Origin of the sequence: Ensifer sp. ENS10, assembly GCF_014852025.1 — a bacterium.
Classification (GTDB): Bacteria; Pseudomonadota; Alphaproteobacteria; order Rhizobiales; family Rhizobiaceae; genus Ensifer.
Window position 1 is genome coordinate 228,230 of sequence record NZ_JACVAS010000004.1, and the last position, 19,434, is coordinate 247,663.

At 62.4% G+C, this 19,434-nt stretch carries 17 protein-coding genes; 12 read left to right on the plus strand and 5 right to left on the minus strand.

What is annotated here, in order from left to right:
* The first annotated feature begins 12 nt into the window (after positions 1–12).
* From nrdI to nrdF, 3 genes are all read left to right on the plus strand, one after another.
* Positions 13–429, plus strand: coding sequence for a class Ib ribonucleoside-diphosphate reductase assembly flavoprotein NrdI (gene nrdI, locus IB265_RS16860; protein ID WP_057251815.1), 417 nt, complete (start codon positions 13–15; stop codon positions 427–429).
* Complete coding sequence (gene nrdE / locus IB265_RS16865; RefSeq protein ID WP_057251816.1) at positions 399–2,552, plus strand: class 1b ribonucleoside-diphosphate reductase subunit alpha; 2,154 nt, start codon at positions 399–401, stop codon at positions 2,550–2,552. The genes nrdI and nrdE overlap by 31 nt, the downstream gene beginning before the upstream one ends.
* 179 nt (positions 2,553–2,731) lie before the next feature.
* Entirely contained in the window at positions 2,732–3,706 is a 975-nt protein-coding gene (gene nrdF / locus IB265_RS16870; protein WP_057252101.1) for a class 1b ribonucleoside-diphosphate reductase subunit beta, read from the plus strand.
* An 84-nt stretch (positions 3,707–3,790) separates the two neighbouring features.
* On the opposite strand, the gene IB265_RS16875 is transcribed toward nrdF, so the two are convergent.
* A complete protein-coding gene (locus IB265_RS16875; RefSeq protein ID WP_192494929.1) occupies positions 3,791–4,987 on the minus strand; it encodes a multidrug effflux MFS transporter in 1,197 nt (398 codons plus the stop codon).
* A gap of 207 nt (positions 4,988–5,194) precedes the next feature.
* On the opposite strand from IB265_RS16875, the gene IB265_RS16880 reads away from it, so the two are divergent.
* A complete protein-coding gene (locus tag IB265_RS16880; protein ID WP_057251818.1) occupies positions 5,195–5,875 on the plus strand; it encodes a TetR/AcrR family transcriptional regulator in 681 nt (226 codons plus the stop codon).
* Positions 5,876–5,990: 115 nt separating this feature from the next.
* On the opposite strand, the gene IB265_RS16885 is transcribed toward IB265_RS16880, so the two are convergent.
* Positions 5,991–6,275, minus strand: a complete 285-nt coding sequence (locus IB265_RS16885; protein ID WP_057251819.1) for an acylphosphatase — start codon at positions 6,273–6,275, stop codon at positions 5,991–5,993.
* A gap of 295 nt (positions 6,276–6,570) precedes the next feature.
* On the opposite strand from IB265_RS16885, the gene IB265_RS16890 reads away from it, so the two are divergent.
* From IB265_RS16890 to IB265_RS16915, 6 genes are all read left to right on the plus strand, one after another.
* Positions 6,571–7,461: a substrate-binding domain-containing protein gene (locus tag IB265_RS16890; RefSeq protein WP_057251820.1), complete on the plus strand. Its 891-nt coding sequence runs from the start codon at positions 6,571–6,573 to the stop codon at positions 7,459–7,461.
* Positions 7,462–7,593: 132 nt separating this feature from the next.
* Positions 7,594–9,105, plus strand: a complete 1,512-nt coding sequence (locus tag IB265_RS16895; RefSeq protein WP_057251821.1) for a sugar ABC transporter ATP-binding protein — start codon at positions 7,594–7,596, stop codon at positions 9,103–9,105.
* Positions 9,102–10,064 carry an ABC transporter permease gene (locus tag IB265_RS16900; RefSeq protein ID WP_057251822.1) on the plus strand — a complete coding sequence of 321 codons (963 nt, stop codon included), beginning with the start codon at positions 9,102–9,104 and terminating at the stop codon, positions 10,062–10,064. Before IB265_RS16895 ends, IB265_RS16900 begins: the two co-directional genes overlap by 4 nt.
* Before the next feature lie 22 nt (positions 10,065–10,086).
* A complete protein-coding gene (locus tag IB265_RS16905; protein ID WP_057251823.1) occupies positions 10,087–11,028 on the plus strand; it encodes a sugar kinase in 942 nt (313 codons plus the stop codon).
* A 3-nt stretch (positions 11,029–11,031) separates the two neighbouring features.
* Entirely contained in the window at positions 11,032–12,312 is a 1,281-nt protein-coding gene (locus IB265_RS16910) for a D-tagatose-bisphosphate aldolase, class II, non-catalytic subunit (RefSeq protein ID WP_057251824.1), read from the plus strand.
* A 121-nt stretch (positions 12,313–12,433) separates the two neighbouring features.
* On the plus strand, positions 12,434–13,450 hold the full coding sequence (locus IB265_RS16915; protein WP_057252102.1) for a LacI family DNA-binding transcriptional regulator: 1,017 nt from the start codon (positions 12,434–12,436) through the stop codon (positions 13,448–13,450).
* 85 nt (positions 13,451–13,535) lie between these two features.
* Here IB265_RS16915 and IB265_RS16920 read toward each other — a convergent pair whose 3' ends face one another.
* Positions 13,536–14,153, minus strand: coding sequence for an isochorismatase family protein (locus IB265_RS16920; RefSeq protein ID WP_057251825.1), 618 nt, complete (start codon positions 14,151–14,153; stop codon positions 13,536–13,538).
* Between the two features lie 122 nt (positions 14,154–14,275).
* Between IB265_RS16920 and IB265_RS16925 the strand changes: the two genes are divergently transcribed.
* Together IB265_RS16925 and IB265_RS16930 are read left to right on the plus strand one after the other, a co-directional pair.
* Positions 14,276–15,247, plus strand: coding sequence for a GlxA family transcriptional regulator (locus IB265_RS16925; RefSeq protein WP_057252103.1), 972 nt, complete (start codon positions 14,276–14,278; stop codon positions 15,245–15,247).
* A 28-nt stretch (positions 15,248–15,275) separates the two neighbouring features.
* Positions 15,276–15,581, plus strand: coding sequence for a hypothetical protein (locus IB265_RS16930; protein ID WP_156414672.1), 306 nt, complete (start codon positions 15,276–15,278; stop codon positions 15,579–15,581).
* A gap of 61 nt (positions 15,582–15,642) precedes the next feature.
* Here the strand turns inward: IB265_RS16930 and IB265_RS16935 are convergent, their stop codons facing one another.
* Together IB265_RS16935 and IB265_RS16940 are read right to left on the minus strand one after the other, a co-directional pair.
* Complete coding sequence (locus IB265_RS16935) at positions 15,643–16,866, minus strand: MFS transporter (protein WP_057251827.1); 1,224 nt, start codon at positions 16,864–16,866, stop codon at positions 15,643–15,645.
* Positions 16,866–19,271 carry a TonB-dependent siderophore receptor gene (locus tag IB265_RS16940; RefSeq protein ID WP_082615909.1) on the minus strand — a complete coding sequence of 802 codons (2,406 nt, stop codon included), beginning with the start codon at positions 19,269–19,271 and terminating at the stop codon, positions 16,866–16,868. The genes IB265_RS16935 and IB265_RS16940 overlap by 1 nt, the downstream gene beginning before the upstream one ends.
* Between the last annotated feature and the right edge of the window lie 163 nt (positions 19,272–19,434).

The window sequence follows — 19,434 nt, forward strand, 5'->3', positions numbered from 1 at the left end:
AGGAGACGGGCGGTGGGCCTGATCGTCTATTTTTCCAGCCGCTCGGAAAACACCCATCGCTTCGTCGAAAAGCTCGGCCTTCGCGCAGCGCGCATACCGCTCAAAGAAAGTAAGGCTTCACTTACGGTTTCCGAGCCTTTCGTGTTGGTCGTGCCCACCTATTGCGGCGATGACGGCCGGGGTGCGGTGCCGAAACAGGTCATCCGCTTCCTCAACGATGCGGGCAACCGCTCTCACATCCGCGGCGTCATTGCTGCGGGCAACAGCAATTTCGGCGCGACCTACGGGATCGCCGGCGACGTCATCGCGGCCAAGTGCCAGGTGCCCTACCTCTACCGGTTCGAGCTTCTCGGAACAGAGGAGGACGTCGCCAATGTCAGAAACGGGATGGAACGATTTTGGACGTCTCAACACTCGAACGCCCCCTGAAGGCGACGGAAGCGGCGCTGGACTATCATGCGCTGAACGCAATGCTGAACCTCTATGATGAAGAGGGACGGATCCAGCTCGACAAAGACCGGCTGGCGGCGAAACAATACTTCCTCCAGCACGTCAACCAGAACACGGTCTTCTTCCATAACCTCAGGGAGAAGCTCGATTATCTGGTGACCGAGGGCTACTACGAGCAGCAGGTTCTCGACCAGTATTCCTTCAACTTCGTCCGCGATCTCTACGACCACGCCTATGGGAAGAAGTTCCGCTTCCCGACCTTCCTCGGCGCGTTCAAATACTACACGTCCTATACGCTGAAGACCTTTGACGGAAAGCGCTACCTGGAGCGCTACGAGGATCGCGTCTGCATGGTGGCCATGACACTGGCGCGCGGCAACGAGGGACTTGCCCGCGATCTCGTCGATGAGATCATTTCCGGGCGTTTCCAGCCGGCGACGCCGACCTTCCTCAATGCCGGTAAAAAGCAACGCGGCGAGCTCGTCTCCTGCTTCCTGCTGCGGGTCGAGGACAACATGGAGAGCATCGGCCGCGCGATCAATTCCGCATTGCAGCTCTCCAAGCGCGGCGGTGGCGTGGCGCTGTCGCTCACCAACATCAGAGAGATGGGCGCGCCGATCAAGCAGATCGAGAACCAGTCCTCCGGCATCATCCCTGTCATGAAACTGCTTGAAGACAGCTTCTCCTATGCCAACCAGCTTGGCGCCCGCCAAGGGGCAGGTGCTGTTTATCTGCATGCCCACCACCCGGACATCATGCGCTTCCTCGATACCAAGCGGGAAAATGCCGACGAAAAGATCCGCATCAAGACGCTGTCGCTCGGCGTCGTCATCCCGGACATCACCTTCGAGCTCGCCCGCAACAACGAGGACATGTATCTGTTCTCGCCCTATGACGTGGAGCGCGTCTACGGCGTGCCGCTGACCGAAATTTCGGTGACGGAGAAGTACCGCGAGATGGTCGAGGATGCTCGTATCCGCAAGCGGAAGATCAAGGCGCGCGATTTCTTCCAGATCATTGCCGAAATCCAGTTCGAGAGCGGATACCCCTACATCATGTTCGAGGACACGGTGAACCGGGCGAACCCGATCGCCGGGCGCATCACCATGAGCAACCTCTGCTCGGAAATCCTGCAGGTGAGCGAGGCGAGCGAATTCAACGACGACCTCTCCTACGCAAAGATGGGCAAGGATATCTCTTGTAATCTCGGCTCGCTGAACATTGCCGCGGCGATGGACAGTCCGGATTTCGGCCAGACGATCGAGACCTCGATCCGCGCGCTCACCGCCGTCTCCGAAATGAGCCACATCTCTTCCGTGCCTTCGATCGAGAAGGGCAATGACGACAGCCACGCGATCGGCCTTGGCCAGATGAATCTGCACGGCTACCTCGCCCGCGAGCGCGTCTTCTACGGCTCCGAGGAAGGCATCGATTTCACCAACATCTATTTCTACACGGTGACCTATCACGCCATCCGCGCATCCAACCGGCTGGCGGTCGAGAAGGGCGTGACCTTCAAGGGCTTCGAGAACTCGAAATACGCGTCAGGCGAATATTTCGACAAATACACCGAAGCCGAATGGCTGCCGGCGACGGAGAAGGTGAAGGGCCTGTTCGAAGCGGCCGGCATCCGCATCCCGACGCAGGACGATTGGCTGGAACTGAAACAGGCGGTCACGCAAGGCGGCCTCTACAACCAGAACCTCCAGGCGGTGCCGCCGACGGGCTCGATCTCCTACATCAACCACTCGACCTCCTCGATCCACCCGATCGTCTCGAAGATCGAGATCCGCAAGGAAGGCAAGATTGGCCGCGTCTACTATCCGGCCGCCTTCATGACCAACGACAACCTCGAATATTACCAGGACGCCTACGAGATCGGGCCGGAGAAGATCATCGACACCTATGCGGCTGCGACCCAGCATGTCGACCAGGGCCTGTCGCTGACCCTGTTCTTCCGCGACACGGCGACGACGCGCGACATAAACCGCGCGCAGATCCACGCCTGGAAGAAGGGCATCAAGACGATCTACTACATCCGCCTTCGCCAGATGGCGCTTGAGGGCACGCAGGTCCAGGGCTGCGTTTCCTGCGCGTTGTAGCGCCGCGTTCCCATTAAGTGCCCCTCACCCTAACCCTCTCCCCGCCTGCGGGGAGAGGGTACCTGCCACACTGACGGCCCAGATTATGCGAGATGGCGCGGCATACACCTTCTCCCCGCAAGCGGGGAGAAGGTGCCGGCAGGCGGATGAGGGGCGTCCACGCCCGAGAGGACAACGAAATGAACATGCACACCAAGCCAGCAAACCGCATCCGCGCCATCAACTGGAACCGCATCGAGGACGACAAGGATCTGGAGGTCTGGAACCGGCTTACCGGCAATTTTTGGCTGCCGGAGAAGGTGCCGCTCTCCAACGACATCCCCTCCTGGGCGACCCTGAAGCCGGAGGAGCAGAAGCTCACCATCCGCGTCTTCACCGGCCTCACGCTGCTCGACACGATCCAGAACGGCGTCGGCGCCGTCAAGCTGATGGAGGATGCCATCACTCCGCACGAGGAGGCGGTGCTTTCCAACATCTCCTTCATGGAAGCGGTGCACGCGCGCTCCTATTCCTCGATCTTCTCGACGCTGTGCCCGACGCCCGATGTCGACGACGCCTATCGCTGGTCGGAGGAAAACGAGTTTCTGCAGAAGAAGTCGGCGCTGATCATGGAGCAGTATGCCTCCGCCGATCCGCTCAAGAAGAAGGTCGCCAGCGTCTTCCTCGAAAGTTTCCTGTTCTATTCCGGTTTCTATCTGCCGATGTACTGGTCGAGCCGCGCCAAGCTCACGAACACCGCCGATATGATCCGGCTGATCATCCGTGACGAGGCGGTGCACGGCTACTATATCGGCTACAAGTTCCAGCGCGGCCTGGAGAGGCTGACCGAGGAACGCCGGCAGGAAATCAAGGACTTCGCCTTCGACCTGCTGCTCGAACTCTACGACAACGAGGCGAAATATACGGAAGCCCTTTATGACGGCGTCGGGCTTACCGAGGACGTGAAGAAGTTCCTGCACTACAACGCCAACAAGGCCCTGATGAACCTCGGTTACGAGGCGCTGTTCCCGGCAGAAGCCTGCAAGGTCAACCCCGCCATTCTCTCCGCGCTCTCACCCAACGCCGACGAGAACCACGACTTCTTCTCCGGCTCGGGCTCGTCCTATGTCATAGGCAAGGCGGTCGCGACCGAAGACGAGGACTGGGATTTCTGAGGAACCCCAGGCACCTGCGGGAACATGAAGAACCGCCCGAGGACATGATGTCTTTGGGCGGCTCCGCGCATCAAAGGGGTGTGGTTATTCCGCCGCGACCACACGGCTGCGGCCGATCGTTGCCTGCGTCAGCAGGAAGGCGGCAAGCGCGCAAGCCGCGATGGCACCGGTCATCGGCAGAGCGGTTCCATCGAAGAAGACGCTCGCGATGATCATCGCGACGGCGGCGGTGACGAAATGCAGCGTGCCCATCAGCGCCGATGCGGTGCCGGCGATTTCGCCGTGATCCTCAAGCGCCAGCACCGCCGAGGTCGGGATCACCAGCCCGAGCACGCCGTAGCCGACGAACAGGAAGGCGGCCATGACGGGCAACTGGTTGAAGCCGAGGCTCATGACGATGAACATCGTGACCATCGTCAGCGCAAAGGCGGCGACGGCGAGGTGCATCACCCGCACCAGGCCGAAACGCTCGCCAAGCCAGCCGGTAGCCTGCGACACCGCGAAGAACGAAACGGCATTCATCGAAAAGGCGATGCTGTATTGCGTTGGCGTCAGCCCGTAATGGTCGATCAGCACGAAGGACGAGTTGGCGAGATAAACCAGGAAGCCCGAGATCCCGAGCCCGCCGATGAAGGTGAGCGTCAGGAAGTTGCGGTCAGAAAGCAGCAGGCGGTATGCGGCAAGCGCGCTCGCCACGCTGCTGCCGGCACGGTCCTTTTTGGGTCGGGTTTCCTGCAATTGGGTCGACAAGAGGATCAGGCCGATGAAGGCGGCGATCATCACGGCATAGAAGACGCCGCGCCAGCCGTAGAACTGGATCACCGCGCTGCCGGCCAGTGGCGCCAGGATCGGCGAAATGCTGAAGACGAGCATCAGCAGCGACATCAGCCGCGCCGCCTGAACGCCGGTGTGCATGTCGCGGACGACGGCGCGCGGGATAACCATGCCGGCGGCGCCGCCTATACCCTGCAGAAAGCGAAAGGCGATCAGGGTTTCGATGTCGGTTGCGAGCGCGCAGCCGACGCTGGCAACGGTGAAGAGGCCGATGCCGAGATAGAGCGGCGCCTTGCGCCCCCAGATATCGGAAAGCGGCCCGTAGATGAGCTGCGAAATGGCAAAGGAAATGAAGAACGAGAGCAGGCTGAGCTGCACGACGCCGGTTTCGGCAGCCAGGTCTTTGCCGATCGACGGCAAGGCAGGCAGATACATGTCGATTGCGAAGGGACCGATCGCCGAAATCAGACCGAGGACGATGGCCGTGCGAAGGAAGGACGCTGTCATGGCAATGATCTTTCAGAAATCACGACAACGCTCCGGCCCAGGGCCGACATCGCTGTCGCCGGGATTGAAACTCGAAAGATGACGGTCGTGCCAGGATCGAACGTTTGGGAGACGCATCCTGCGCTGACTACTTAGTCCATTAATTTGGACACAGATGTAAAATTAGACAGCATTGTCTAAATCGTCAATGGGCTCTATCTTCAGTCCATGAAAAAATCTGGCCTCGCCTCACCGGACGTCCGCGCGCAAAAAGGACAACTCGCGAAACGCGTTTCGATCCTGGAGGCCGCGGCGGACGTCTTCTGCCGCGAGGGCTTTTCCGGTGCCAGCATCGACGAGATCGCCGCCGAAGCCGGCGTGTCGCGCCAGACGATCTACAACCACTACCGCGAAAAAGAGACGCTGTTCATGGCAGTGATCCAGGACATCATGGATCGCACCAACGGCATGCTGTTCTCCATCCTCGCGACGTTTCCCGAAAAGGCCGACAACCTCGAGGAAGAGCTTGCCGCCTTTGCGGTGCGCCTCAACAAGAGCTGCATCTGCAACCAGGACGCCAAGTTCATCCAGAAGCTGATCGCGACGGAGGGCAATCGCTATCCGCATCTGTTCCAGTTCTGGCGGGAACAGGGCCCGGGCAAGACCGACAGGGCGCTGGCGGCGCTTTTTGCCCGGCTCGCCCATTCAGCACCGCTCGACATCGATGACTTCGACCTCGCCGCCCGGCAGTTCATCGCGCTGATCAAGGCAGACTTGCAGATGGGCGGGCTTTTCGGCGAGGCCCCGAGCGAAGCGGAACTGGAAGTCAGCGCCCATCAGGCGGTCAGGACGTTTCTCCGTGCCTATGGCCGCGAGCGGAGAACGAGCGGTCTCGAAGCGCAACATTGATTTCGCGCACGATCGCCGCAGGGCTGTGCCCATTGCGACAGCCGCGCACGCTCTGATGCGGCGGGAGAACTGAAGCTCAACCTGTATTGGGCAGCATCACGAGAGGCACGAATGCCTATCTGGTGATCCGAAAGCCGCTGACGCCTTCCGGCGCTTCGACGAACTCGGCAACGACCTTCGAAACCCATGCGGCCGGCGGCCCTTCATGCAGACGCTCGAGCATGAGGGTGATTGCCTCCTCCGGACCGCTGATCAGAGCGGCAACCGAGCCATCGGCTTCGTTTCGAACCCATCCGACGAGACCGAGCTTCTGCGCCTCGTCACGGGCCCAAACCCTGAAGCTAACGCCTTGTACCCGCCCGAGGATTCGGACCAACACCGTCTTGCTGGTCTCAGACATGATCTCGTCTCCGTCACCGTTTGCCACGCTATCTGGCGCGAGGAGGGGCAAAGGCAAGTCATCCGCGCAACGAAGTTGGAGGGAGCCCTTGCGGCTGCTCAGCAGGCTGCGATGAACCGTGGGGAGGTATAGTAAATTTCCTCGGTATACTTTTTATTTTTTATTTGCGTATTATTAAAAATTGACGCGCGCAAAGTTTTGTGGTTTTTACGCCCTCACCAAGACGGCGGTGGGAGGGCCTCGCCAGCTTGGCTGCACAACACCGAAGGCCCGCGCCGTTTCCAGGGAGGAAACCATGAACATGTCCCGCATTCTGAAATCGCTCGTCGCCGGCACGGCGCTCTCGCTCCTTGCCTCCACGGCCTTTGCCGACGGCATCGGCGCATCGCTGCTCACCCAGCAGCATCCGTTCTACATCGAGCTCGCCGACGCGATGAAAGCCGAGGCGCAAGCCAAGAACGTCAAGCTCGAGGTCTCGATCGCCAACCAGGATCTCAACAAGCAGCTCGCCGATGTCGAGGATTTCATCGTCAAGGGCGTCGACGTCATCGTCATCTCGCCGGTCGATAGCCAGGGCGTGCGCGCTGCGATCGAGAAGGCCGAGAAGGCCGGCATCAAGGTGATCACCGTCGACGTTCCGGCCAATGGCGCGACGGTCACTTCGCATATCGGCACCGACAACTTCACCGGTGGTGTGAAGGCTGGCGAGCTGATGGCCAAGGTCCTCGACAACAAGGGCAAGGTCGCCGTCATCGACTATCCGACCGTCCAGTCGGTGGTGAACCGCGTCAACGGCTTCAAGGAAGCGATCGCCAAGCATCCGGACATGGAGATCGTCGCCATCCAGACCGGCATTACCCGCGCCGAAGCGCTGGCTGCGGCCCAGAACATGCTGCAGGCCAATCCCGATATCACCGGCATCTTCGGCTTTGGCGACGATGCAGCCCTCGCAGCCGCCGTCGCGGTCAAGGCCGCGGGTCTTGAATCCCAGGTCAAGGTCATCGGCTTTGACGGCATGAAGGAAGCGCGCGACGCCGTCGACACCAACCCGGTCATGGTCGGCGTCATCCAGCAGTTCCCGGACCAGATGGGCAAGCAGGCAGTCGACACCGCCGTCAAGGTCGCCGCCGGCGAGACCGTTCCGGCCGAACAGCCGATCGTGCCCGGCGTCTATACCGCGAAATAAGTCCTCCCAGGACAGCCGTCGCCTCCGGGCGGCGGCAACCTCAGGAGTGAGCGCTCCGGCATATGGCCGGAGGCGCCTCGGCTCGCCCTTTGCGCGCGCGGATGGGACGCGCGGCGTCGTATGGAGGCCACCATGCATGGTTCGACCACGGACACCATCCTCGAGATCAGTGACGTCACCAAATCCTTCGGTCAGGTCGCGGCGCTGAAAAGCATGCGTCTCAAGGTCAGGCGCGGCCGGGTGCACACGCTGCTCGGCGAAAACGGCGCCGGCAAATCGACACTGATGAAGATTCTGGCCGGCGTGCACGAGGCAACTTCGGGTGTCATCACGCTTGATGGGCGCCCCTACCGGCCGGCTGATCCGCAGGACGCCGCAGCCCTCGGGCTTGCCATCGTCTTCCAGGAACTCAGCCTCTGCAGCAACCTGACGGTGGCCGAAAATATTCTTGCCACCCGCGAGCCGCGCCGCTTCGGCTTCATCAACGACAAGGCGCTCGTCGCCAAGGCCCGCGCGATCGTCGCCGATCTCGGTCTGCCGATCGACGTCAGCGAGAAGATCGGCAATCTCTCGATCGCCCAGCGCCAACTCGTGGAAATCGCCAAGGGGCTGAGCCACGAGGCCAAGGTCGTCATTCTCGACGAGCCGACCTCGTCGCTGAGCGACAGCGAAGCCGAGATCCTGTTCGAGATCATTACCCGGCTGAAGCAACGTGGCGTCGCCGTCATCTACATTTCCCACCGCATGGAAGAGATCATGCGGCTCAGCGACGACATCACCGTCATCCGCGACGGCGAATATGTCTCGACCCATGATCGCGACGACGTCACCATCGAGGCGCTGATCGCGCTGATGGTCGGCCGTCGCATGGATGAGATCTATCCGCCACGGACCCACGAGCAGTCGGCGAAGACAGCTCCGGTTCTTTCGATCGACAGCCTTACCCGTGATGGCGAGTTCGACGACATCTCCTTCGACGTCCGCCCCGGCGAAATCCTCGGCTTTTTCGGCCTCGTCGGTTCCGGCCGCTCCGAAGTGATGAACGCACTGTTCGGCATGAAGGCGGCGACCGGCACGGTTCGCTTCGAGGGGCAGCCGGTTCGTTTCCGCTCGCCGGCAGAGGCGATTTCGCGCGGCATCGGCTTCGTCACCGAAAACCGTAAGGAAGAAGGCCTCGTTCTCAGCCACAGCGTCGGCTGGAACATCTCGATGGCAGCCCTTGCCGATTTCACCGGACCGCTCGGCTTCACCCGGAGCCGCGCCGAGCGCGAAGCCGCGGCCGTGGAAGTCGGCCGGCTGGCGATCAAGACGCACTCGCTCGACACGCCCTCAGGTTCGCTCAGCGGCGGCAACCAGCAGAAGATCGTGCTCGCCAAGTGGCTGCTGACGCGGCCCAAGGTGCTGATCCTCGACGAGCCCACCCGTGGCGTCGACGTCGGCGCCAAGTTTGAAATCTACAAGATCATCCGCCAGCTGGCGGCCGAGGGCACGGCGATCCTGCTGATCTCCTCCGAGCTGCCGGAAGTTCTGGGAATGAGCGACCGCGTCGTCGTCATGCACGAGGGCGGCATCGGCGCGACCCTTTCCGGCGCCGACCTCAGCCCGGAAACAATCATGGCGCACGCAACGGGATTCCAATCATGACACAGCAATCCGAGACCCAGGCCGCCTTCATGCGGGCGTTGAAACAATATGGCGGCATCCTGCTGTCGCTGGTGATGCTCTGCGTCATCTTCTCCTTCCTCAACCCGCGCTTCATGTCAGTCGTCAACTTCATGAACATCCTGCAGCAGGTGGCGGTGGTGGCGATCGCTGCCTTCGGCATGACCTGGGTGATCCTGCTCGGCGAGATCGACCTTTCGGTCGGCTCGATCATCGCAGTTGCCGGCATGGTTGGGGCGCAATGTTTCGCCTTCGGTCTCGGCTTCGCGCCGGCGATCGTCATCACGCTTCTGGCCGGCGCCCTGATGGGCATGCTGAACGGCGTGCTGACGGCGAAATTGCTGTTGCCTTCCTTCATCGTCACGGTCGCGACGATGGGCATCTACCGCGGCATGGTCAGCCTGCCGACCAACGGCGCGCCGGCGATGATCGAGAATGCGACCTGGACCGCCATCGGCACGGAGAGCTTCCTCGGCCTGCCCATCATCATCTGGGTGGTCGCCGTTCTGTTCGTGGTCAACCACATCCTTCTGAGCAAGACGAGCTTCGGCCGCCGCGCTTATCTGACGGGCGGTAACCGCGAGGCGGCGGTCTATTCCGGCATCAAGGTCGACCGGCTGAAGATCACGATCTTCATGATCTCCGGCGTCATGGCGGCAATCAGCGGCGTGCTCTTGTCCTCCCGGCTGTTCTCCGCCCAGACCAATGCCGGCATGAGCTATGAGCTCGACGCCATCGCTGCGGCCGTGCTCGGCGGCACCTCGCTTGCCGGCGGCGTCGGCACCATGGTCGGCACGCTGATCGGCGCGCTCATCATCGGCGTCATGAACAACGGCATGAACATGCTGTCGGTCCCCTACTTCTACCAGCTCATCGTCAAGGGCCTGGTGATCCTGATCGCGGTTTGGCTCGACGTCCGCGCCAAGCAGGCCAAGCGCTGATCCTCAGAAGAGAAACATACCCATGCACAAGATACTGACGATCGGCGAAATCCTCGTGGAGATCATCGCCACCGAAAAGGGCGACGGCTTCCGGCAGGCCACGCCGCTCATCGGCCCCTACCCCTCCGGCGCCCCGGCGATCTTCATCGACCAGGTCGGCAAACTCGGGCAGGCAGCCGCGATCATCTCGCGCGTCGGCGACGACGATTTCGGCCACGTCAATCTCGACCGCCTGAAGGCTGATGGCGTCGACATCTCCGGCATCGCGGTTGATCCGCTCGGCACCACCGGCAGCGCCTTCGTGCGCTATCGCCCCGACGGCAGCCGCGCCTTCGTCTTCAATATCCGCCACAGCGCCTGCGGCGCGATCCGTCTCGATGACGCCGCGCGGGCATTGGTGCGCGGTTGCAGCCATCTGCATGTGATGGGCTCGTCGCTCTACGCACCAAGCGTGGTGGAGAGCATTATCGCAGCGATCGAGATGATCAAGGCGGCCGGCGGCACGGTGTCCTTCGATCCGAACCTCAGGCCGGAAATCCTCGATAGCCCCGGCATGCGCGAGGCGCTGCGCGCGGTGCTTGCCAGGACAGACGTCTTCCTGCCGAGCGGGCAGGAGCTCTTCCTGTTCACCAAGGCGAAGACCGAGGCCGAGGCGGTTTCGGAACTGCTTGCCGCCGGCATCAAGGTGATCGTCGTCAAGCGCGGCGCTGAAGGCGCGAGCTATTTCGATCGGGAAATCACGCTCTCGCATCCCGGCTTTCCGGCCGAAGAGGTCGATCCGACCGGCGCCGGAGACTGCTTCGGCGCGACCTTCGTCACCTTCTGGCTGAACGGAGCGGCACCCGCAGAAGCGCTGGAATTCGCCAACGCCTCGGGCGCACGCGCCGTCATGATCTCCGGCCCGATGGAAGGCGCCTCGACGCGCGCCGATCTCGAAACCTTCATCTACGCGCGAAAGGGCTGACCCATGCAACCGAACCTGCTGATCGACATCGCCCGCTGGAACGAACGCCCCGGCCCGCGCGGCATTCCCTCCGTCTGCTCCGCCCACCCGCTGGTGATCGAGGCCGCGATGCTGCGTGCGCTACAGGAAGACGCCGCCCTGCTGATTGAGGCGACCTGCAACCAGGTCAATCAGGACGGCGGCTATACCGGCATGACGCCCGCCGATTTCACCCGTTTCGTCGCCGGCATCGCCGACCGCGTCTCCTTCCCGAAGGAGAGGATCATCCTCGGCGGCGACCACCTTGGCCCAAACCCGTGGAAACATCTGCCAGCGGAAGGCGCCATGGCCAAGGCCGTGACGATGATCGAGGCCTATGCGCGGGCCGGCTTCACCAAGCTGCATCTCGATACAAGCATGGGCTGCGCCGGCGAACCGGTGGCGCTTCCAGATGCCGTGACGGCGGAACGCGCTGCGCGGCTTGCCGCCGCCGCCGAGGCCGCCATTTCCGGCCAAGAGGGGGTCGCTCCCGTCTATATCATCGGCACAGAAGTCCCGGTTCCGGGCGGCGCACTCGAAGAGCTGGATACGCTGGAGGTCACGGCGCCCGAGGCGGCAATCGAGACGGTTGGCGTCCATCGCCAGGCCTTCGAAGCGGCGGGCGCCGCTAACGCTTTCAAGCGTGTGGTCGGCGCCGTCGTCCAGCCGGGCGTCGAGTTCGGCAACGAGAACGTCATCGCCTATGACAGGCAGAAGGCGGCAAAGCTTAGCGCCAGCCTGAGGCAGCTGGATGGCATCGTCTTCGAGGCGCATTCCACCGACTATCAGACGCCGGAGGCATTGCGCGATCTCGTCTCCGATGGCTTTGCCATCCTCAAGGTCGGCCCCGGCCTTACCTTCGCGCTGCGCGAGGCGCTCTACGGCCTCGACCAGATCGCTACCTTCCTCTTCCCCGAGGCACGCAAGCAGACACTGGCATCGGTCACCGAGATGGTCATGCGCGAGGAACCGGCGAACTGGGGCAAGTATTACCACGGCTCGCCGGAAGCCCAACGGCTGCAGCGGCATTTCTCCTACAGCGACCGCATCCGCTATTACTGGCCGCACCCGAAGGTTGCTGCAGCGGTGGAAGAACTTCTGTCGCTGCTTGAAGGCGTCAACATCCCGGAAACTCTGATCAGCCAGTATCTTCCGGGCAGTTACGAGCGCGTGCGTGACGGCGAAGTTGCCGCCAAGGCAAAATCACTGGCACTTGCCGCGGTCGACCGGGTTCTCGAGGATTATTTTTTGGCCTGCCGAGCTTAGCGGCAGGTCATGCATTCGGTAAATATTTCCGAGCCGGTACTGCCTATCCCCTCAAAATGAACCTATAAACGAAATCAAAACAATATGGGGTACAGCAACGGTGGACAGACAGATCAAGACGATGGAGGATTTTTCGGAGTTCGTCGGTTTGTCGCGCCCCACGGTCTCCAAATACTTCAATGATCCGGGCTCTGTTCGGAAGAAGACCCGCGATGCTATCGAGGCGGCGATCAAGCAGTCGGGCTTTCGCCCGAACATCTTCGCCGTCAACCTCAACCGCCGCCGCACCAACATCCTCGGCGTCATCGTCCCGAACTCGACCGACCCCTTCTACATGGCGCTGACGCGCCGGATCGAGCACATCGCCAACCAGGCGGGTTTCCTCGCCTTCGTGCTCTCCTCCGATGGGCGGCCGGAGATGGAAGAGCGGGCGATCGAGACCTTCAAGTCGATGAACGTCGCCGGTGCGATCATCGCACCGCTCGGTGTGCAGTCGCATCACAAGACCCTGACGGCGCTCGGCGAAAGCATTCCCCTGATCTACGTGGACTCGCCGCTCGACGACAGCTCCTCCTTCGTCGGCACCGACAACCGCCAGAGCTTCCGCCTGATGGTCGATTATCTCTGCCGCTCGGGAAGCCCCCCCTGCTATTTCGGCATGCCGCCGGTCAACAACAACGCGATCGCCCGGCGCGACGCCTATCTGGAAGCGATGCAGCAGTTGAAGATGGAGCCGGCGCTGGTCGAGACCACGCCGAACGCCTCCTGGGATTTTGAAAAATTCGGCTTCGACGAAACGCTGCGCATCCTCGGCGCCGGCGGCTTCCCGACGCAGACGGTGCTCTGCGCCAACGACCGCGTCGCCTTCGGCGTCATCGCCGCCGCCTTTCAGTCGGGCCTCAAGGTCGGACGCGAGGCGGACGCCGATATCCGTGTCGCCGGCCACGACGATCATCCGCTGTCGCGCTACACCTGCCCGCCGCTGACGACGGTGGCGCAGAACTACAACGAGATCGGCCGACTGGCGATCGAACTCTTGTTGTTCAAGCTCGGGGAAAGCTCCGACGACGGCGGTGCCTTCCCCGAGGATGAGCGCATTCTGCTCAGCGCCGAGATCATGCTGCGCGGTTCGGCCTAGGCAGATCCAGAGGATACGAGGGGGCGTCCGCCTGGAATTGCTCCGCCTTCGACAATCCGGGCCGAACCGGTAGCCTATGCGCAGATCAGGACCGACGCGCGAGTGACAGGATCTGATCGGTCGTCAGGATGTCGCCGAAGGTATCGTCGATCGTCGCCAGCGACGCGCGATGCAGCACGGCATGTGGAACGACGTCGCCGTCGTTAGTGTCGAGGTCGCGCGTGGCACAGGCATCCGCTGCAACGATCACGTTGAAGCCGAGCGGCACGGCGTCCCGCGCGGCGCCGGCAACGCAGGCATGGGTCATCAGCCCGGTGATGATGAGCGTATCGATCCCGGTTTTCTTCAGCTGCTCGCCGAGGTCGGTGCTGGCAAACACACTCACCGACGACTTTCGGACCACGGAATGGTTGGCTGCCGGCCGGATGTCGCGGTGAAAGTCAGAGGTCGCACTGTCTTCGGCAAACACCGGGCTGCCGGCCGGCGTCACGTGCTTGACGTGGTAGACCTTCATGCCCTCGGTGTCGGCGCGTTCGATCAGCCTCTTGGCATTGGCGAGCGCCTTTTCCCCATCCGGGATCGGCATGCGGCCCGTAAAGTATTCGTTCTGGAAATCGATCACCAACAGGGCTGTCTTGCGGGGATCGAGGCTAGCAGGAGCAGCCGCACCGGCGATGGTTCGGATGGTCGGGTGTTGTGTCATGGAGGTTCCTTTCGCAATCTGACGCCGCGAAAGTCGCGAAAACGCCCATGTTGCGAAAGTGGCCTGAACGACAATATGTGATAGGTTCCGGCCAACTTCAGGCCCACCGGGTTTATACCGCAATGCACACCGTCGCCATCGTCGCCTTCGAGGGCATCAGCCCGTTTCATCTGTCCGTTCCCTGCATCGTCTTCGGCGACGACCTGCTGAAGCTCGGCGTGCCGCGCTACCGACTGCTGATCGCCGGTGAAAAGACCGGATCTGTCCGCACCATGTCCGGCTTCAGCATCGAGGTGGAAGATGACCTCTCCAGTCTTGCGGAGGCGGACACGATCATCGTCCCGGCCTGGGATGACCCGAACACCCGTCCATCGGAAAACCTGCTGAACGCGCTACGCACTGCCCACATCAGGGGCGCCCGGCTTGTCGGCCTCTGTCTCGGCACCTTCGTGCTGGCAGAGGCAGGCCTGCTCAACGGGCGAGCAGCCTCGACGCACTGGGCCTGGGCCGATGAATTCGAGCGGACCTATCCTCGGGTCGCCCTGAACCGCAACGCGCTCTACATCGACGAGGGCGATATCCTGACCTCGGCCGGCACCGCCGCCGCGATCGACTGCTGCCTGCACATCGTGCGCAACGACCACGGCGCCGAGATCGCCAACCGCATCGCCCGCAGGCTGGTCATTGCACCGCATCGCCACGGAGACCAGGCGCAGTATATCGAGGCGCCCCTGCCCGCTCCGGGCAGCGGCGATCCGCTCAGCGCAACGATCGCCTGGGCGATCGAGCATCTCGATGAGCCGCTTTCGCTGGAACGGCTGGCGGATCATGCCGGCATGAGCCTGCGCAGCTTCACCCGGCACTTCCGCAAGAAGACGGGAACGACCTTCACGCAATGGCTTCTTCAGCAGCGGCTCGCCGTCGCCCAACGCCTGCTTGAGACCGGCTCCTGTTCCGTCGATCACGTGGCGGAGATGGCCGGCTTCGGCTCGACCGTCTCGCTCCGACAGCACTTTACCCGCGCCTTCTCGATCTCGCCGGCGAGCTATCGCCGGCAGTTCCGAAACCGGCCGGCACTTGATATCGTCGCTTAGATCCGCGCTCATCCAGGTGACCAACGACATGGCCCACGATCCACGACTACACTACGACCGCAAAGATCTTGAATTGGTTCAGGAAACCACCCCTGAAGGTTTTCGGGAGTGGGTTATTCAGAAGGTTGGTGGGCTCAAGAGTCTTCCACGAGATCTTGTTTACCGCCTCCCCGACCCGCGTGTGGAGCTCGCGCCCTTGCTGGATGCGATGATCGCGGGGGATTCCTTATGGCTGTGCCGCACCAAGAAAGTGGCGCCCCTCTACGGCAACGAGGGCATCGCCCTGGTTCGCGACGGCCGACCAATTATCTACTTGCGAGCGTATGACTATTAAGCAGTCGGTTGAAGGCGCGGATATCGCTGGGAGCGGCAATGGCTCCCATACGCAAGACTGATTAAACAGGCATTCTTCGCGTCACCGAGTGCGCTCGTAGAAGAAAAGCCAGCAGAGGCACTGCGGCGGTTGAAACGCCGGCGGCGCAAAGGAAAAAGGCCGCATAGCCGAAGCGCTCGGCAATCCAGCCGGCTCCGAGACCGCCGGCCATGCCAACGAGGCTGTCCACGCATTGGAAAAGCGTGAAATCGACCCCCGCCTGGCGCGGATCGGCCCAGCCCATGAACTGGGCATAGAGCGCCACGAAGCCGATCGCCATGACGCCGGAAGAACTGGCGACCGCAAGGGTCATCACGAGCGGCGCCCCGACATAGGCGAAGGCGACAAGCATCGTGACCTGCAAGAGCAGGGCGCCGATCAGTATCGTGGCAGCGCCGCACAGCCGCACGAGCAAGCCGCCGAACAACGCCCCGCCGAAACCGACGATCATGCTGCCAACACCGTTCAGCACTCCGACCGAAGCAAGATCGAAGCCGTAATCGATGAGGAAAGGCCCGAGCATGGCGAGGCCCCATTTCTGCGCCGAGACATAGATCGCTGCGAGTAGCAGCCCCTTGCGCACCTCCGGTCGCCGCAGTGCGGCCTTGAGCGACGGCACATGGCTGCGCGTTGCGCTTGTCGGACGCGAACCCGGGCCAAACAGGAAGGGAAGGCCGAGCAAAAGCACGACGAGCGCCATCACCCAAACGGCAGGCGCCCAGCCGAACCAATCGACCAGAACCAGAAACAGCCCGGCGCCGATCGCTGAGCCGACATAGGAGCCGCCGACCTGGGCGGCATTGCCCCAGCCATGGTGTTCTTCGGCCAACGTCTCGACGGCAAAGCCGTCGCAGGCGATGTCGACGGTCGAGGTGAAGAGCGCAATGAACACCAGGCAGGCGAGCACCGGAGCGAGCCGCTCCGGCCCGAGCAAGCCCAGCACCGCGAGCATCGTGGCAGAGAGTGCGCCGCCGGCAATCACGATGACAGCCGAGCGGTTGCGGCCAATCGCCGGCAGGCGGTAGCGTTCCACCTGCGGCGACCAGAGGAACTTCAGTGCCCAGGGCAGCACGGTCAGATAGACGAGGCCGATCTGGTCGAGCGGCAAACCTTGGGTTCTGAGCACCGCCGGCAGACCGAGCATCGTCAGCCCACCGATCACGCTCTGCGCCACATAAAGCCCGCCGACCGCGAAGAAGATCGCGGCGGGCGACGGCCTTGTTGACGGCTTGGCATCGATCGCCATCAGAAGCGATAGCGGACGCTGGCGACGACCTTGCGGCCTTCGTCGAAGTAGCAGAAGCCCGTGGTGCAGAGCTGCTCGACCTCGTTGAAGAGGTTGGTCGCGTTGAGCTGCAGCCGCACGCCCTCAAAGTTCGGATTGGCGGCGCCGAGATCGTAGCGGACCGAAGCGTCGACGAAGGTGCGCGCCTGGTTCTTCAGGATCGGCGTGTGGACGTTGTCGCCGAAGCTCGATCCGACATAGCGCACGCCGGCACCGACGCCGAGCCCCTCGAGCACGCCGGATTGCACCTCGTAATCCGCCCAGAGCGAGAACATGTGGTAGGGCGAGGAGTTGAGCTGGTTGCCGAGCGTTTCCGATGTCAGCTTTGTGATCTCGACATCGTTGTAGGAATAGGAGGCGATGAAGTTCCAGCCATTGTCGAGCGAAGCGGTGCCTTCCAGTTCGAAGCCACGCGACTTGAGGTCGAGCTGGCGCAGGAGGTTCAGGCCCGAGGACGTTTCGTAGACGGTGGCGTTTTCCTGGTCGATGTTGAAGACTGCGGCGGTGATCGTCGCGTTCTGGCCGGGGATCTCGTATTTGACGCCCGCTTCCCATTGCTTGCCGAGCGTCGGCATGGCCGGCGTATCGGTGCCGCCGAGATTGATGATCACGCCGGGATTGGAAACGAAGGCGGTGCCGTAGCTGACATAGGGCATCATGCCGTTTGGCAGGACATAGCCAAGCGCGGCGCGCGCCGTCGTTTCGCTGTCGTTCCGGTCAAAGGGTGAGCCGTCGACCGAATACTTGTTGTCTACCCAATCGTGACGAACGCCCGCCGTCAGGCGCCAGGCGTCATATTCGATCTGGTCCTGGAGATAGATGCCGATGCCGCTTTGCGATTGCTTCTGGGTGGAGGTCAGCTTCGGCACATAGGTGAAATCGTCGGTGAAGAGGTCCGGCCCGCTGCCCTGCTGCGAGGTATATTTCATGTAGCTGTAGTCGATACCGGCAATGAGCTGGTGTGCTGCGGCGCCGGTGTCGAAGTCGAACTTCAGGTAGGTGTCGCTGGCAACGCCGGTATTGTCCTCGACGGTGAGGCCCGGATACTTGGCGAACACCCATTCCTGCTGCGTCGAGATGTCGGAGTAGCGCAGCTTGTGAAAGAGCGTGACGTTGTCTGAGAGCTCATGTTCGAGCTCATAACCGATACGCGCCTGCTTCTGGGTGAAATCGTTGAAGCGGGCGTCGCCACCATAGGTCGGGATCGCGCCGATCGACTTGCCGTCCGGCCCGTAGCGGTTGAGATAGCCCCAGGTGCCACCGGTCGTCGAATCCATGTATTCGCCGAGCAGCGTGAACTTGGTGCCCTCGTCCGGCTGCCAGGTGAAGGCGGGCGCGATGAACAGACGATCGTCCTTGACCGCCTCGATTTCGGTGCGCCCGTCACGCGCAAGGCCGGTCATGCGATAGAGCATCGTGCCTTCGTCATCGAGCGGCCCGGAAACATCGAAGGCGCCCTGCACCCGACCGTAGGAGCCGTACTGGACTTCGACTTCGCGCAGCGGATCGCTGGTCGGCCGCTTCGAAACGATGTCGACGATGCCGCCGGAGCTGCTGGCGCCGTAGATGGAGGCCGCCGGGCCGCGCAGGATGGCGATCGCCTCGACGCCATAGGGCTCCAGCCGGAAGAGGCCGTTCGGGCTCGCAATCTGGCGCAGGCCGTCGCGGAAGATGCCGGTCAGCGTCAGGTCGATGCCGCGGACCTTGAAGGCGTCGAAGCGCGGTTCGGCGCCGTACTGGCCAACGCGGGCGCCGGGCGTATAGTTCAACGCCTCCTGCAGGTTCTGAGGCTTCAGGTCCTGCAACTGCTTCTGGCTGATCACCGACATCGACTGCGGCGTCTGCATGACCGGCGTATCGGTCTTGGTGGCGACGCGCGCCGATTTCGCGACATAACCGTCGGTCTCGACAATACCCTCAGCACCGGTCCGCTCACCGGTCGCGGTGATTTTTTCGAGTTGTGTCGCGCCATCCTTGACGACGGCGCCGGTGGTGATCGTTGCATCCGACGGATCGAAGATCTGCACGGTCTTCTCACCGACGAAGCGATAGCGAAGGCCGGTTCCTTCCAGAAGCGATGCAACGGCCGCTTCCGTCGCCAGCGTGCCGCTGACGCCGCTGGTGGTCTTTCCGCTCGTCAGCGTGCTCGGATAAAGAAGGCGCAGGTCGGCCTGCTGGCCAAGTTTCAGGATGCCCGCTTCGAGGGATCCCGCGGGAACGGCGAACGCCTTCGGCGCAATGACCGCGGCCAGTGCCGTTGTCGCCTGTGCCTGAACTGCCGTCGCGCAGGCGATGAAAGAAACGCCGGCAAGCGCCAGGCGTGTGAAAGAATGGCGTCGTGATCCGCGACCCTGCATAATTCTCATCCGAGATCCCCTACTCAACTCCTGGGCAGGCTGCCTCGATCCATGTGCAGCGCCGCCACTTCTGAATAAGAGTTCGGGGAACGCGATCTCCTGACGTCACCGGACGATTTTTTTGAGCGATGAATATGGCCAGGCCTGGAGCGGCCTTGCCTGCTTGGGTTTT